Source organism: Candidatus Accumulibacter sp. ACC003 (assembly GCF_907163085.1).
GTDB lineage: Bacteria > Pseudomonadota > Gammaproteobacteria > Burkholderiales > Rhodocyclaceae > Accumulibacter.
Genome location: NZ_CAJQTX010000009.1, coordinates 398,336 through 413,357, shown reverse-complemented (window position 1 = coordinate 413,357; position 15,022 = coordinate 398,336). Strand labels below are relative to the sequence as shown.

17 protein-coding genes are annotated in these 15,022 nt (G+C 63.0%); 10 read left to right on the top strand and 7 right to left on the bottom strand.

From position 1 onward, the window contains the following. The 4 genes from ilvN to QZ656_RS20305 all read left to right on the top strand — a co-directional run bounded on the left by ilvN (position 1) and on the right by QZ656_RS20305 (position 4,134). Positions 1 to 492: an acetolactate synthase small subunit gene (gene ilvN, locus QZ656_RS20320; RefSeq protein WP_291995094.1), complete on the top strand. Its 492-nt coding sequence runs from the start codon at positions 1 to 3 to the stop codon at positions 490 to 492. Positions 493 to 521: 29 nt separating this feature from the next. After that, positions 522 to 1,538 carry a ketol-acid reductoisomerase gene (ilvC, locus tag QZ656_RS20315; RefSeq protein WP_291995093.1) on the top strand — a complete coding sequence of 339 codons (1,017 nt, stop codon included), beginning with the start codon at positions 522 to 524 and terminating at the stop codon, positions 1,536 to 1,538. Positions 1,539 to 1,612: 74 nt separating this feature from the next. Next, positions 1,613 to 2,395 (top strand): CDP-diacylglycerol--serine O-phosphatidyltransferase, encoded by a 783-nt coding sequence (gene pssA / locus QZ656_RS20310; RefSeq protein ID WP_291995092.1) that lies wholly within the window; start codon positions 1,613 to 1,615, stop codon positions 2,393 to 2,395. Positions 2,396 to 2,595: 200 nt separating this feature from the next. Further along, positions 2,596 to 4,134 carry a 2-isopropylmalate synthase gene (locus QZ656_RS20305; RefSeq protein WP_291995091.1) on the top strand — a complete coding sequence of 513 codons (1,539 nt, stop codon included), beginning with the start codon at positions 2,596 to 2,598 and terminating at the stop codon, positions 4,132 to 4,134. A 24-nt stretch (positions 4,135 to 4,158) separates the two neighbouring features. Here the strand turns inward: QZ656_RS20305 and QZ656_RS20300 are convergent, their stop codons facing one another. The 3 genes from QZ656_RS20300 to QZ656_RS20290 form a co-directional block, all read right to left on the bottom strand. Beyond that, positions 4,159 to 4,545, bottom strand: coding sequence for a DUF2069 domain-containing protein (locus tag QZ656_RS20300; RefSeq protein ID WP_291995090.1), 387 nt, complete (start codon positions 4,543 to 4,545; stop codon positions 4,159 to 4,161). Beyond that, positions 4,545 to 5,138, bottom strand: coding sequence for an NAD(P)H:quinone oxidoreductase (gene wrbA / locus QZ656_RS20295; RefSeq protein WP_291995089.1), 594 nt, complete (start codon positions 5,136 to 5,138; stop codon positions 4,545 to 4,547). The genes QZ656_RS20300 and wrbA overlap by 1 nt, the downstream gene beginning before the upstream one ends. A 172-nt stretch (positions 5,139 to 5,310) precedes the next feature. Then, a complete protein-coding gene (locus tag QZ656_RS20290; protein WP_291995088.1) occupies positions 5,311 to 6,834 on the bottom strand; it encodes a hypothetical protein in 1,524 nt (507 codons plus the stop codon). A gap of 418 nt (positions 6,835 to 7,252) precedes the next feature. On the opposite strand from QZ656_RS20290, the gene rpsP reads away from it, so the two are divergent. From rpsP to rplS, 4 genes are read left to right on the top strand one after another with little or no spacing between them, the layout of a single operon-like run. Next, complete coding sequence (gene rpsP / locus QZ656_RS20285) at positions 7,253 to 7,507, top strand: 30S ribosomal protein S16 (protein ID WP_291995270.1); 255 nt, start codon at positions 7,253 to 7,255, stop codon at positions 7,505 to 7,507. A gap of 18 nt (positions 7,508 to 7,525) precedes the next feature. Next, positions 7,526 to 8,083, top strand: a complete 558-nt coding sequence (gene rimM / locus QZ656_RS20280) for a ribosome maturation factor RimM (RefSeq protein ID WP_291995087.1) — start codon at positions 7,526 to 7,528, stop codon at positions 8,081 to 8,083. Further along, complete coding sequence (trmD, locus tag QZ656_RS20275) at positions 8,065 to 8,883, top strand: tRNA (guanosine(37)-N1)-methyltransferase TrmD (protein WP_291995086.1); 819 nt, start codon at positions 8,065 to 8,067, stop codon at positions 8,881 to 8,883. The genes rimM and trmD overlap by 19 nt, the downstream gene beginning before the upstream one ends. 23 nt (positions 8,884 to 8,906) lie before the next feature. Then, positions 8,907 to 9,272, top strand: coding sequence for a 50S ribosomal protein L19 (gene rplS / locus QZ656_RS20270; RefSeq protein WP_291995085.1), 366 nt, complete (start codon positions 8,907 to 8,909; stop codon positions 9,270 to 9,272). Between the two features lie 82 nt (positions 9,273 to 9,354). Here the strand turns inward: rplS and folE2 are convergent, their stop codons facing one another. The 4 genes from folE2 to QZ656_RS20250 are packed head-to-tail and all read right to left on the bottom strand — an operon-like array spanning position 9,355 to position 13,356. After that, the gene (gene folE2 / locus QZ656_RS20265; protein WP_291995084.1) at positions 9,355 to 10,173 is read right to left on the bottom strand and encodes a GTP cyclohydrolase FolE2; all 819 of its coding nucleotides are present in this window, start codon (positions 10,171 to 10,173) and stop codon (positions 9,355 to 9,357) included. Next, entirely contained in the window at positions 10,173 to 12,098 is a 1,926-nt protein-coding gene (gene dxs, locus QZ656_RS20260) for a 1-deoxy-D-xylulose-5-phosphate synthase (protein WP_291995083.1), read from the bottom strand. Before dxs ends, folE2 begins: the two co-directional genes overlap by 1 nt. A 50-nt stretch (positions 12,099 to 12,148) precedes the next feature. Further along, positions 12,149 to 13,072, bottom strand: a complete 924-nt coding sequence (locus QZ656_RS20255; RefSeq protein WP_291995082.1) for a polyprenyl synthetase family protein — start codon at positions 13,070 to 13,072, stop codon at positions 12,149 to 12,151. Beyond that, entirely contained in the window at positions 13,069 to 13,356 is a 288-nt protein-coding gene (locus QZ656_RS20250) for an exodeoxyribonuclease VII small subunit (protein WP_291995081.1), read from the bottom strand. Before QZ656_RS20250 ends, QZ656_RS20255 begins: the two co-directional genes overlap by 4 nt. Positions 13,357 to 13,657: 301 nt before the next feature. Here QZ656_RS20250 and QZ656_RS20245 point away from each other — a divergent pair, with 301 nt between their 5' ends. Both QZ656_RS20245 and QZ656_RS20240 read left to right on the top strand, forming a co-directional pair. Continuing rightward, positions 13,658 to 14,023 carry an STAS/SEC14 domain-containing protein gene (locus QZ656_RS20245; protein WP_291995080.1) on the top strand — a complete coding sequence of 122 codons (366 nt, stop codon included), beginning with the start codon at positions 13,658 to 13,660 and terminating at the stop codon, positions 14,021 to 14,023. Further along, positions 14,014 to 14,868 (top strand): sulfurtransferase, encoded by an 855-nt coding sequence (locus QZ656_RS20240; RefSeq protein ID WP_291995269.1) that lies wholly within the window; start codon positions 14,014 to 14,016, stop codon positions 14,866 to 14,868. Before QZ656_RS20245 ends, QZ656_RS20240 begins: the two co-directional genes overlap by 10 nt. The last annotated feature ends 154 nt before the right edge of the window (positions 14,869 to 15,022 follow it).

Below are 15,022 nucleotides of genomic sequence, written 5' to 3'. Positions count from 1 at the left end.
ATGCGACACATTATCTCAGTCCTGCTGGAGAACGAAGCGGGAGCCCTGTCGCGGGTGGCCGGTCTGTTCTCGGCACGTGGCTACAACATCGAGACGCTGACCGTCGCTCCGACCGAGGACGTCTCGCTGTCACGCTTGACGATCGTCACCTCGGGTACCGACGCTGTCATTGAGCAGATCACCAAGCAGCTGAACAAGCTGATCGACGTCATCAAGGTCGTCGACCTCTCCGAGGCAGCGCACATCGAGCGTGAACTGATGCTGCTCAAGGTGCGGGCCACCGGCAAGGACCGCGAGGAACTGAAACGTCTGGCCGATATATTCCGCGGCCATATCATCGACGTCACCGAATCGACCTACGTGATCGAGCTCACCGCCAGCGGTGCGAAGCTCGACTCGTTTATCAAAACGATCGACGCCGGGCTAATTCTGGAAACCGTTCGAACCGGCGTCAGCGGTATTGGCCGCGGCGAGCGCATTCTGAAAGTCTAGTCAGATCGACCAGCAAGAGAGGAAGAACCATGAAAGTTTACTATGACAAGGATGCCGATCTTTCCCTGATCAAGGGCAAGAAAGTCACCATCGTTGGTTACGGCTCGCAAGGCCACGCACACGCGCAGAACCTTAGTGATTCGGGGGTCAAGGTGACCGTCGGTCTGCGCCGGGACGGCGCTTCGTGGAACAAGGCGGCGAGCGCCGGTCTCAAGGTCGACGAAGTCGCCAGTGCCGTCAAGGGCGCCGACGTGGTGATGATGCTGCTGCCCGACGAGAACATCCCGCAGGTGTACAAAGAGGACGTCGCGCCGAACATGAAGAAGGGTGCTGCGCTGGCGTTTGCGCACGGCTTCAATGTTCATTACAACCAGGTCGTGGCACGCGACGACGTCGATGTGATCATGGTCGCGCCGAAAGGCCCCGGGCATACGGTTCGTTCGGAGTACCTCAAGGGCGGTGGCGTTCCGTCGCTGATCGCCGTTCATCAGGACCGCTCGGGCAAGGCCCGCGATATCGCCCTTTCGTACGCCGCGGCCAATGGCGGCACCAAGGGCGGCGTGATCGAGACCAATTTCCGCGAGGAAACCGAAACCGATCTGTTTGGCGAGCAGGCGGTGCTCTGCGGTGGTGCCGTCGAACTGGTCAAGATGGGCTTCGAGACGCTGGTGGAAGGTGGTTATGCGCCCGAGATGGCGTATTTCGAGTGTCTGCACGAGCTCAAGTTGATCGTCGACCTGATGTACGAGGGCGGCATCGCCAACATGAACTACTCGATTTCCAACAACGCCGAGTACGGCGAGTACGTGACCGGACCCGAAGTGATCAACGAGCAGTCGCGCAGTGCCATGCGTGCGGCTCTCAAGCGCATTCAGAACGGCGAGTACGCAAAGATGTTCATTCTCGAAGGGCGAACCAACTATCCCGAGATGACCGCGCGTCGCCGCCTGATGGCCGAGCACGAGGTCGAGATCGTCGGTGCCAAGCTGCGCGACATGATGCCCTGGATCAAGAAGAACCGCTTGGTCGACCAGACCAAGAACTGAACGACGCGGTCGTTCGTCGCGGCAGGGGGCGCTAGCCTCCTCGCCGCACAAGCCCGTTTCCGGTCAACAGCGCAATGCCCGACATCAAGCCTCGCAAGACCCTCTTCAACCCCGACTTGCGGCGTCGCGGGATCTACCTGCTGCCCAACCTGTTTACCACGGCGGCGCTCTTCTGCGGCTTCTTTGCCATCGTCAAGGCGATGACTGGCAGCTTCGAACAGGCGGCCGAGGCGATATTCGTGGCCATGGTGCTCGATGGCCTCGATGGGCGAGTGGCGCGTATGACTCGCACCCAGAGCGCTTTTGGCGCCGAGTACGATTCGCTGTCGGACATGGTCTCCTTCGGCGTCGCGCCGGCTCTGGTCAGTTACGCTTGGGCGCTCAAGGACATGGGCCGAATCGGCTGGATTGCCGCCTTCATTTATTGCGCCGGTGCGGCTTTGCGCCTGGCCCGTTTCAATACCACGCTGGAAGTCGTCGACAAGCGCTACTTCCAGGGCCTGCCGAGCCCCGCTGCGGCAGCACTGGTGGCCAGTTTTCTGTGGGTGATGATCGACAAGGACGTCGCTGCCGGGCACGTGCGCTGGCTGGCCTGCGCGCTGGTGATCTTTGCCGGAATCTCGATGGTCACCAATATCCGCTTCCACAGCTTCAAGGACGTCAACCTGCGGCGCAGCGTGCCCTTCATCTTTGTCGTGGCCATTGCCCTGGCGTTCGCGGTGCTCGCCTACGACACGCCGGTTGCGCTGTTTGGCCTGTTCGTCACCTATGCGCTGTCAGGATACGTCCTGGCGTTGATCCAGCGCATCAGGCGCAAGACGCCGCCACCGCCGCCACCCTCGTCGCCGGTGGACTAGCGCCTGCCGATGATCGTGCAGCCGCGGTCGCTCGCGCCAACGGTCATGACCGGTCGAGACAGCCCCCGATCAGGAAACTCATGGCCGTTTTGGTCTACTTGCAGTACGTGCAGTACGCATTTCGGCGGGCCTGCCGAAATCGTCCGACGGGCAGGGCACATGCGCCCTGAATTCCCCGTCTCACCCCCCGGAGTCAGGACATGAAAGAGCATCTGGTAATTTTCGACACAACGCTGCGCGACGGCGAACAAAGCCCGGGCGCTTCGATGACCAGGGATGAAAAGCTGCGCGTCGCGCGTCAGCTCGAGCGCATGCAGGTCGACGTGATCGAAGCCGGATTCGCCGCCGCTTCACCCGGCGATTTCGAAGCCATCAGGTCGATCGCGACGGTCATCAGGGAGTCCACCGTCTGTTCGCTGGCCCGTTCCAACGAGAATGACATTCGTCGCGCCGGCGAAGCAATCAAGCCGGCGGCACGCGGTCGCATTCACACCTTCATCGCCACCAGCCCGATCCATATGGAGAAGAAGCTGCGGATGACGCCGGCGCAGGTAGTCGAGTCAGCCGTGCGAGCGGTGCACTGGGCACGCGAGTACACCGACGATGTCGAGTTCTCTGCCGAGGACGCGGTGCGTTCGGACGTTGATTTCCTTTGCCTGGTCTTCGAGGAGGTGATCAAAGCGGGTGCCCGGACGATCAATGTTCCCGATACCGTGGGTTACAGCATTCCTTCGGTGTGGGGTGAGCTGATGCGCACGCTGATCGCGCGCGTACCGGGCGCTGCGCAGGTGGTGTGGTCCACGCATTGCCACAACGATCTGGGCATGGCCGTTGCCAATTCGCTGTCGGCGGTGCTGGCCGGCGCGCGCCAGGTCGAATGCACGATCAATGGCTTGGGTGAGCGGGCCGGCAACGCTTCGCTCGAAGAGGTGGTGATGGCGGTGCGAACGCGTAACGACCTTTTCCCGGTCGAGACGCGTATTGATACGACGCAGATTGTCCCGGCCTCCAAACTTGTCTCGCAGATTACTGGCTACCCGGTGCAACCCAACAAGGCCGTGGTTGGCGCCAACGCCTTCGCGCACGAATCCGGAATTCACCAGGACGGCGTTCTCAAACACCGCGAAACCTACGAGATCATGCGCGCCGAGGACGTCGGCTGGGCTCAGAACAAGCTGGTTCTCGGCAAGCACTCCGGACGCAATGCATTCAAGTCGCGCCTGGCGGCGCTGGCCATCGTGCTTGACGGCGATGAAGCCTTGAACGCCGCCTTTGCCCGCTTCAAGGAGTTGGCCGACAAGAAACACGAGATCTTCGACGAGGACTTGCAGGCGCTGGTCTCGGGCGATGACTTCACGCAGGATGGCGAGTACTACAAGTTGGCGTATTCGCGGGTGTGTTCGGAGACCGGCGAGACGCCAGCAGCGACCGTGACGCTGATTGTCGATGGCCTCGAGCAGAAGGCCTCGGGGGTCGGCAGCGGCCCGGTCGATGCGACCTTCAAGGCGATCGAGTCGATCGCGGCCAGCGGCGCGCAGTTGCTTCTCTATTCGGTCAATGCGATCACCACCGGCACCGACGCGCAGGGCGAAGTGACCGTTCGTTTGGGCAAAGGCGGTCGTATCGTCAATGGCAATGGTGCCGACACCGATATCGTCATTGCCTCGGCGAAAGCCTACCTCAATGCCTTGAACAAGCTACAGGTTCCCGATCGGGTCGACCCGCAGGCCGACGTTTGAGCGCAGGCGATTGCCGGCAACCGCCTACTTCCGGCCGGCGCTGTCCGACGCGCGCGCTGGCCTGTCGGCCTGCGCCGACGGGCGGGTAAGTCTGGCGTAGGCAACGGTCGCCGCGAAGAAGATCAGCGCCAGGAGCGTTTCGGCGACGGCCAGCAGCTGTCCGATCCCCTGGTCGCTGGTGGCGCGCACGATCCCTTCGGTGAAATACAGCAAAATCAGCATGCTCGCCCACTGGTAGGTATAGCGGCGACCATTGAGGATGCCGAACAGTGGCGCCAACAGTGGCAGGCACTTGAGAGCCAGCCACGAGCCGCCAGGCTGGACCGGCGCCAGCCGCAGTTCCCAGGCCAGGCACAGGAAGATCAGCGCAATCAGACTGCTGCACGCGGCCAGATAGAGGGCGCGGATCATCAGCCGTTGAGCCGCATGGCGATGCTCGCCAGGCGGCGTCCCTGCACGAAGGCGAGTTGCCGTTCCTCGTCACTGAGTGTCGGGTTACCCTCGCTGCCGGCAACATGGCTGGCGCCATAGGGTGTGCCGCCACTGCGCGTGTTGGCGAGCGCCGCTTCGCCATAGGGCAGGCCGAGCAGCAGCATGCCATGATGCAGCAGGGGCAGCATCATCGACAACAGGGTGCTTTCCTGGCCGCCGTGCGCGCTGGCCGTCGAGGTGAACACGCAGGCCGGTTTTCCGGTCAGCGTTCCGGCCGACCATTCGGCCGCGGTGCCGTCCCAGAAATATTTCATTGGTGCCGCCATGTTGCCGAATCGCGTCGGGCTGCCGAGCGCCAGTCCAATGCATTGCGCAAGGTCGGCGGCTTCGACATAGGGCGCCCCGACAGTCGGTATTTCCGGGGCGCTGGCCGTGCAAACGGCCGCCACCTTGGGGACAGTTCGCAGACGAGCGGCGACGCCGTCCACTGATTCGATGCCCCGCGCGATTTGCTGCGCGAGCGCGCGCACCGATCCACGATGGCTATAGTAGAGGACAAGAACTTCCGGCATCGCGCGATAATCCTGAAAACGGTCGTCGGCCGGGCGCTTGCCGCGGCCGGTCTGATGAATGGGCGTGTCTTTGGCATGGTCATCGTGACCACCTTCGGGCAGGTCATGTAGGCGTCATCGGCTGCCCCGCCCGAGTCGAGAAACATTGGTCGATGAGGTGGCGCCGGTCGTCCTAGAAATCCTTCTGGTCAGGCTCGATCGACAAAATTTCGACGCTGCCGGTCTGTTCGTCAATGCAGATGCTCTTGACCTCGCGCACAGCCAGATTCTGCTCCTCGATGATCAGCACGAGTTTCTTGTCCCTGGTGGTCAGGGCGCCCGACGCCACGACCAGCAATTGACTGGATCGAAGCATCGGAATTTCGGGCAGGACAAGGACGCGCAGATGTTCTGCGTGCTGGTTCTCGGACGGCTGCGCAAGGAGCGCCGGCACCGCTCGTGGCGCCAGGATTTGCAGGCCCAGTTCGAGATGCTCGGGGTTTTCCGATACCGCCCAACGGACCATGCAGATTTGCCAGTTCTGTTCGTCGCCCGAGCGGACGGCGGTAACGTCGCCAATCGACAAGGCACCGACCTTGCCGGACACGTGCATCACCGAATAGCCGTCCGGGCTTTCGTTGGTAATCATCCAGCTCGACAATTCGACACTTGCCGCATTGCCGTTCTTGCAAAGTTGCCAGAGCTCATCGATCCCGCCCGTGCTGAGCACTGTCCGATAGTTCTGCCGGCGGCGCTGAAAGCGGCGCTTGGCCGGCTCGCTCCAACGTCCCGCCAGGCGGCGAAGGACGCCGACGCCGGCGGGCGTACCGGCGAAGTCCGGCAGGCTGATCTGCGGCGGCGGCGTGCCGGCATTGAGCTGGGCGATTTGTGTCTTGAGCAGCAAGGCCAGGCGAGCACACGAAAAGCACTCGAACGGCGACGCCGACTGAGCCAGCTTTCGCGAGCTTGCCAGGGCCGGCTGGTCACGTGCCGGGTCGATCCAGAATGTTCCGGGGCCGACGGCAGCTGCGGTGGGGATGGCCTCGGCCTGGCCGGCAAAACGTTCGAAGTACGCGGCCAGGAACAGAACTTCACGCGCGGTCAATGAGGCTGGCTGCGCGCAGCCGAGCAGTAGCGCCGCCTGGTAGACGTGTTGCAGGCTGCTCGCCTGGCCGCGTGGGATGGATGTCGCCAGTTGCAGGCGTTGCGCCGTGGCGTAAGTCTGGTGCAACTGCTGCCAGGCGCCGGCAGGCGCCGGAGCGGCAATCAGGTGGCTGATCATCAGCTGTTGTGCGAGTGCCTGCAGACTTCGCCAGAGGGCGAGGTCGGGCGCCTGGCTGGGGTCAGAACTGTGCAGCGCGTCCTGTCCGTCGAGTAAGGCCAGCGTGTCATCGGCGAGAATCTGCAGCAGGTCGAGTACGCTGCGGACGAGTCGTCGGGTTTTGCGCGGGATCGGCAACACCAGGTCGGTCAGCTCGGGGAGTAGCCGCTCAAGGACGGTGGAGCTGCGCTTGTACAAGCCATCGAGAGCGTAAGCGCGTTGTTTCGCCGTTCCGCCAACCTCACCAAGAGCCTTGACGTGCGCTCGCAAGGAGGGAAGTTCGTCGGCTGGAAGAGGCGCCATCGGCGACTCCAGCCACTGCGTGATCGTCCGTATGCCGGAGTGCGGCGATCGGGATTCGGTCACGCCGTGTTCGTCGTAAGCGCTATTGCTCATCGGGCCACCTGCCAAAGAAGGGGGGACGTTGTTACGCGGTTTGCCTTGTCGATAGCCGCCTTGTCGCGCGGCACGGGCAACTGCGGCGCAGTCGGACGGCATGGTTCACAGTGCAGGTGTTGGCTGTCGCCCGGCCTGTCGCGGATTATACGCTGCGAGCGTGCCCGGCAGGTGTGCGCGCGGCTTGCCAGCCTGCCCCTGCGTTGGCCCCGCACGCAGGTCGGCCAAGCCGCTGGATGTGTTGCCGCTTCGGCAGCTGCCGTCGGTCGAGTTGCTCGCTGGCCGACGAGCGCTGTTCGGGTAGGCAGTGCTGCGCTGCCGCTGCCCGGAAAGTCGGTGAATGATCCGCTTGAATCGTGTTGGCAAGGCGCTTTCTTGCTATAATCGACCCCTTTTTCTGAATTCGGAAGAAATTATCATGGTTGTTATTCGTCTCGCCCGTGGCGGCGCCAAGAAGCGCCCCTTCTACAACATGGTGGTCGCTGATTCACGCTCGCGCCGCGATGGTCGCTTCATTGAGCGCATCGGTTTCTACAATCCGCTGGCCTCAGGCGGTGAAGAGGGCCTGCGTATCGCCACCGATCGTCTCAGTTACTGGCAGCAGCAGGGTGCGCAACTGTCTCTGACCGTCGCTCGCCTGCTCAAGCAGTCGGCCGCCAAGGTGGCTGCCTGAGCTTTGTCTGGCGTTCCCTTGCCTGAATCGGACGGCGTTGCGGCGACCATCGTTGCGCCGCGCACCGAGATCATCGTCCTCGGCAAGATCGCCGGTGCGCATGGGCTGCAAGGCGCGGTTCGCGTTTATCCGTTTGCCGACGATCCCGAGAGCTGGGCCAGGCTGGCAGGCTGGTGGCTCGGTCGCGACGGTGACGCTGCCGAGCTCTGGCAGTACAGCAGGCTGTGCCGTTGCGACGTGCGCAATGGCGTGCCGATTGCCCAACTGGCCAGCGTTGCCGATCGTACGGCGGCAGAGGCAATGGCTGGCGTGCTGGTTGGTGTTCCGCAAGCAGAGTTGCCACCGACGGCCGCTGACGAGTATTACTGGGGCGATCTGATCGGCCTCGAAGTGATCAACACGCGCGAGCAGTCGTTGGGCCGGATCGTCGGTCTGATCGACACGCCGGCGAATGCCGTATTGCGAGTTGGCGACGGCGAGCGTGCGGAGCGCCTGTTGCCTTTTGTTGCGGCGGTGGTGCTGGCGGTGGACCTCGAACGACGGCGCGTTAGCGTTGAATGGGAAAGCGACTGGTGATTTCGTCAGGCGGCTTTTTGCCGGCTGCGCGGCCGTTCGTCGTCGATGTCGTGAGCTTGTTTCCGGAAATGTTTGCCGCGGTGACGGCCTCCGGCGTCACCCGCAGGGCATTGGCCGCAGGGCTCTGGCGCTTGCAGGTGTGGAATCCGCGTGATTTCACCTCGGACAAGCACCGTAGCGTCGATGACCGCCCCTACGGTGGCGGCCCGGGGATGGTGATGTTGCCCGGACCGCTTGCCGCAGCGATCGCCGCGGCGAAGGCCAGGCAGCGGGCGCTGAGCGTGAACAGTCGCGTCATTTGCCTGTCGCCGCAGGGTTCGCCGCTGACGCATCAGCGCGTACTGCAGCTGGCACAGGCGGCGGAAGCGCTGGTGCTGGTCTGTGGGCGCTACGAGGGCATTGACGAACGGCTGCTCAAAGCCTGCGTCGATGAGGAAATTTCTATCGGCGATTTTGTCGTCTCGGGTGGCGAAATTCCGGCGATGGCGCTGGTCGATGCCGTCGTCAGGCAGTTACCGGGGGTGCTGAACGACGCCGAGTCGGCACAACAGGATTCGTTTGTCGCGGGTTTGCTGGATTGCCCGCATTACACGCGGCCCGAGGAGTATGACGGGCAGCGGGTGCCGGACGTTCTGCTGTCCGGACACCACGAGGAAATACGACGCTGGCGGCTGCAACAGTCGCTGGGTCGGACATGGCAGCGGCGTCCCGAGTTGTTGGCGGGGCGTTCCTTGTCAAAATTGGAAACGCAACTCCTGGTGCAGTTTCAGGAGCAATGCGGTCAGGACAATAATGCGTAGTTTGCATGCATGGAGTTAATAAGATGAATCTGATCGACCAACTTGAACAAGAAGAGATTGCCCGTCTGGGCAAAGTCATTCCCGTATTTGCTCCGGGCGACACGGTCGTCGTCCAGGTCAAGGTGCGGGAAGGCACGCGCGAGCGTTTGCAGGCTTACGAGGGTGTCGTCATTGCCAAGCGCAATCGGGGCCTCAACTCAAGTTTCATCGTCCGCAAGGTGTCGTCGGGCGAGGGTGTCGAGCGCACCTTTCAGACCTACTCACCACTGGTTGCGGCGATTGAGGTCAAGCGGCGTGGTGACGTGCGGCGTGCCAAGCTGTACTACTTGCGCGAGCGCTCGGGCAAGTCGGCGCGGATCAAGGAAAAGCTGACGCGCAAGCAACGCTGAACAAGCCGCTCAGCAACGGTGAACAGCAACGCGGCGGAGTCGGTTTCGACTCCGCCGCTTTCTTTTTTAGCGGCCGCGCAGCTTACACGCTGCGGCGCTTGTCACTCTCGATCAGTGCGTATGCCGAATGGTTGTGGATCGACTCGAAGTTTTCGGACTCGACCACGTAGGCATCGATCCGTTGCTCGGCGTTAAGGCGTGCGGCGACGTCGCGCACCATGTCTTCGACAAATTTTGGATTGTCGTAAGCGCGTTCGGTGACGAATTTCTCGTCGGGGCGCTTGAGCAGTCCGTAAAGCTCGCACGATGCTTCCGACTCGACGAATTCAACCAACTCCTCGATCCACAGGTGCTCGTTGATCTTGACGGTGACCGTCACGTGCGAGCGCTGATTGTGTGCGCCGCGTTCGGAAATTTCCTTGGAACATGGGCACAGGCTGGTTACTGGCACGGCAACCTTGATCGTCGACTCGATCCGGCCATGGCCAATCTCGCCAATCAGCGTCACGTCGTAATCCATCAGGCTCTGGACGCCGGATACCGGGGCGGCCTTGTTGATGAAATAGGGGAAGCTCATTTCGACATGGCCGGTTTCGGCCTCGAGCCGGTCTACCATGTCGCGCAGCATGGCCGGGAAATTCTCGACCGAAATCTCGCGTTCGTGACTGTTGAGAATCTCCACGAAGCGTGACATGTGCGTGCCCTTGAAGTTGTGCGGCAGGCCGACGTACATGTTGAACAGGGCGATTGTGTGCTGTACGCCGCCGGACTTGTCGAGCACCTTGACGGGATGCCGAATGGCCTTGATTCCCACCTTGTTGATGGCGATCTGCCGGGTGTCTGCCGAGCCCTGGACATCGGCCATTAGCGTTGGGGCTTGCGGGTTTTCGGGTGCGTTCATTACGGCTCCTGTGAGTCTTGCTGGTCTTCCCGGTCGCCAGCCGATTCGCTCTGCGCGTCGCCGACATCGGCGACGCGGGCTTGCCGGGCACGGACGGCGCCGACTATGCCGTCGCGATCCAGGCCGATTTCTGCCAGCAGCCGCATCTGGTCACCCTGCTCGACGAACTGATCAGGGATTCCCATCCGCAGCAGCTGCACGCGGCTGCCGAGATCTTCGAGCACCCGCTCGACCTCCGAGCCAGCGCCGCCGATCAAGGCATTCTCTTCGACGCTGACCAGCAGCGAATGTTCCGCCGCCAGGGCGGCAATCAATTGGCGATCGATCGGTTTGACGAAGCGCATGTTGGCTACCGTGGCGTCGAGCTCGTCGGCCGCTTCCAGCGCCGGCGCGAGCATGCTGCCAAAGGCCAGCAATGCGACCTTGCTGCCGCGGCGGCGGATTTCGCCCTTGCCCAGCGGCAGACCGACCAGCGCCTGCTCGATGGCGACGCCCGGGCCGCTGCCGCGCGGGTAGCGCACCGCGCTCGGCCCGTCGAGGTGGAAGGCGGTGGTCAGCATCTTGCGGCATTCGTCCTCGTCGGTGGGAGTCATCACCACCATGTTCGGGATGCAGGTCAGGAAGGAGATGTCGAAAGTGCCATGATGCGTCGGGCCGTCGGCGCCGACAAGACCGCCGCGATCGAGTGCGAAAACTACCGGCAGATTCTGCAGCGCGACGTCGTGCACCAGTTGATCGTAGCCGCGCTGCAGGAAGGTCGAGTAGATCGCCAGCACCGGCCGCATGCCCTCGCAGGCGAGTCCGGCGGCGAAAGTGACGGCGTGTTGCTCGGCGATGCCGACATCGTAGTAGCGTTCCGGGTAGCATTCGCTGAAGCGCAGCAGGCCAGAGCCCTCGCGCATCGCCGGCGTGATGCCGACCAGGCGTGGATCAGCGGCTGCCATGTCGCACAACCAGTCACCGAAAACCTGCGTATAGGTCGGCTTGGCGCCGGTCTTGACGCCAGCGATGCCGACCTCGGGTTTGAATTTGGAGACTCCGTGGTAGAGGATCGGATCGACCTCGGCGAGCTTGTAGCCCTGGCCTTTCTTGGTTATTACATGCAGGAACTGTGGCCCTTTGAGGTTCTTCAGGTTGAGCAGCGTCGGCACCAGCGATTCGAGATCGTGCCCGTCGATCGGGCCGATGTAGTTGAAGCCCAGTTCCTCGAACAGAGTGCCGGGAGTCAGCATGCCCTTGACGTGCTCTTCGGCGCGTTTGGCGAACTCGAGCAGCGACGGCGAGAAGTCGAGGATCTTTTCGCCGGCCTTGCGCGCGGCGTTGAAGGTGTTGCCGGAGAACAGGCGCGCCAGGTAGCGATTGAGTGCGCCTACAGGTGGCGAGATGGACATGTCGTTGTCGTTAAGAACGACGAGCATGTCGGCGTCGGCGACGCCGGCGTTGTTCAATGCTTCAAAGGCCTGCCCGGCAGACATCGCACCATCGCCGATGATCGCCACCACCTTGCGCGTCTCGTGCTTGATCTTGGCGGCCAGCGCCATGCCCAGTGCCGCCGAGATCGACGTCGACGAATGCCCGACGCCGAAGGTGTCATACTCGCTTTCGGCGCGCTTGGGGAATCCCGAGACGCCGCCGTGCATGCGCAGCTTGGCCATGCCGGCGCGTCGGCCGGTGAGCACCTTGTGGGCGTAGGTTTGATGGCCGACGTCCCATACCAGGCGGTCGTGCGGCGTTTCGAAGGTGTAGTGCAGAGCGACGGTGAGTTCGACCGTGCCGAGGTTCGACGACAGGTGTCCGCCGGTTCTCGAGACCGATTCGACGAGGAAGGCGCGCAACTCGTTGGCCAGTTGTGGCAAGTCCCGGCGGTCAAGTTGGCGCACTTGTGCCGGATCGCTGATGGTGTCGAGCAGAGGGTAAAGGGTCATTTTCTTGTTTGGGTCCAGCAGATGCGCGCGGTATTGACCGGCAGCGGTGTCTAGAACTTGCGCTCGGTGATGAAATCGGTCAGTTCGAGCAGGCGCTGGCCGCGTCCGCCGAAGACGGTGAGTGCGGCCAGCGCCTGGCTCCTGAGATCAGCGGCAAATTCGCGGGCTCGTTCGAGACCCATCAGGCTGACGTAGGTCGGTTTTTCAGCGGCGGCATCCTTGCCCGCGGTCTTGCCCAGCGTCGCCGTATTGGCCGTGCAGTCGAGAATGTCGTCAACGACCTGGAAGAGCAGGCCGGCGCGTTTCGCAAAGCGGTCGAGAGAGGTGCTTTCGCTAGCGCTCAGGGCGCTCCCGCAGAGCGCTCCGAGCAGCGCCGCGGCACGGATCAGGGCGCCCGTCTTGAGCGCGTGCATCAGCTCCAGTTCGGGCTGCTCAAGGCTCCGGCCAACCGCCTCGAGGTCGATCGCCTGGCCGCCGGCCATACCAAGCGAGCCGCTCGCTCGTGCCAGCAGGCGCAGCATTTCCAGTTGCCGCCTGGGGTCGCCGAAATCTTCCCTGGCCAGCAGTTCGAAGGCCAGCGACTGCAGGCTGTCACCAACCAGCAGAGCGGTCGCTTCGTCGAACTCGACGTGGCAGGTCGGTCGGCCGCGCCGCAGCACGTCGTTATCCATCGACGGGAGGTCGTCATGGACCAGCGAATAGCTGTGGATCAGTTCGATCGCGCAGGCGACGATTTCGAGTCGCTGCGGCGTCGCCGCGGTCAATTCCCCAGCCGCGAAAGCGAGCAGTGGCCGCACCCGCTTGCCGCCGTTCAGGCCGGCGTAGCGCATCGCCTGGTGCAGGCGCCCCGGCAGCGCCTCGCCGGGAGGCAGGCAGCGGGCCAGCGCCGCTTCCACTTGCGACTGAACGGTATGCATCCAGTCGGGGAAGGCGAGATCAGCCGGCGTCACGGAAACGACCTTGGCAGCGCTCATCGCGCTTCGTCGCCATGGGTTTCGAAAGCGCGCAGCGCGCCATTTTCCAGAATCTGGATCTGCCGTTCGGCGTCGCTGAGTTGCTGCTGGCAATGCTGCAGCAGTTCGCTGCCACGGCGATACGCAGCAAGCGATTCCTCAAGCGGCAGGCGACCCCCTTCCATGTCCTGGACGATCTGTTCGAGTTGCGCGATCGCCGCTTCGAACTTGAGCTGGCCAACGGGCGGATGAGCGTTGGCGGAGGCGCTTGTGTCGGCAGTGCTCTCGAGTTTAGTTCGTGGCATGAGAAGGGCTCGAATCAAACCGCCGAAAATAGCGTATTAGTGGCCTGCTGGTCAAATGGTAGGCATTTCTGTAGCCGCCGCAATGGTCAAGCGGCAACGCCGGCAAGAGCGATTTGCGGGGCGTCTCTGGGCGTGCAATCGGCCGCCAATGGGCCAGCCGGTGCGCACGGCCGAGCCTCGGCTGCGGTCGCCATTCGCGACGCCAACGACGGCCTTTGCCGTCGGTCTGTCGCGCCGTTGGCAGCGAAACCTCCTTGGCGGCAGTGGTGCTACACTTGCGTAACGATAAACGGAGAATGCCATGATAGTCATCGAAAACCAGCCGAAGCGCGTCGAGGTTACGGTCTATGCAGAGTTCACTCTGGCTGATTATCAGGAGTTCGAGAATGCGGTCAATTACGTCATCCAGTTCGAGGGGCAGGTCGACCTGCTTTTCGACCTGCGTGAAATGGCCGATTTCACCCTTGACGTGGCCTGGGAAGATATCGTCTTCTCGCGCGCGCACGCCGACAACTTCAGTCGTATCGCGGTGCTTACCGAAAGCCAGTGGGTGGCCTGGAGCGCATGGTTGTCGCAAATTTTCGTGAACGCTGAAGTGCGCATCTTCGACGACGAACTCGACGCGCGCTCGTGGCTGACCGAAGCAAGTGGCGAGGGATCGGCGTGAGCTACAAGACCTTGGTCAGCAGCGCGATCGTTGCCGATCATCTCGGCGATCGTGGCTGGTCGGTCCTTGATTGCCGGCATCAACTCGCCGATCCTGAAGCTGGCGCCAGAGCCTACGTCGCCGGGCATCTGCCAGGAGCGAGTTTTCTGCACCTCGATCGCCACCTTTCGGGAGCGATGAACGGCAGCAACGGTCGTCATCCCTTGCCCGATCCGCTCGTTCTCGCCGCCAGGCTGGGAGCGGCAGGCGTCTCGCGAGAAAGCCAGGTGGTCGTCTATGACGATTCGGGTGGCATGATTGCCGCCCGTCTGTGGTGGCTGCTGCGGTGGCTGGGGCACGACCGCGTCGCTGTTCTGGACGGCGGCATTGGTCGCTGGGTGAAAGAAGGCAGGCCCTTGTTGACCGAACTTCCGGAGGCGGCGGCGACGGTCTTTGAAGCGTCGCCGCGTGACTGGGTGGTCAGCACCCAGGAAGTGCTCGCCGATATTTACGAAGCGCAGTTGTGTCTGATCGACGCCCGCAGCGCCGATCGCTTTCGCGGCGAGAACGAAACGCTCGACCCGGTCGGCGGGCATATTCCCGGTGCGCGCAATCGTTTCTTTGGCGACAATCTTGACGCCGATGGCTGCTTCCGTCCGGCCAGCGAGTTGCGGCGCGAGTTTCTCGCGCTGCTCGCCGGCTGCGCGCCGCAGCAGGTGGTGATGTCCTGTGGTTCGGGCGTTACCGCCTGCCACAACCTGCTCGCTATGGAGGTCGCCGGGCTGTACCAGGCGCGGCTTTACGCTGGCTCGTGGAGTGAATGGTGTAGCGATCCGGCGCGGCCGGTTGCCTGCCAGGTTTCCTGAGCGCTGACTTCGACACGAAGACCGTCGCCCGGCCGCGCTAGCGGCCGCTGTGGTCAGCAAGCGCGCAGGCTCCTTCTCGTCACTCGGAAGGCGCGCCTAACGACCGCGCGAAGGCTCCCATGCCCATGGGTTGCCGGCGGCGCCGAGACGTCTG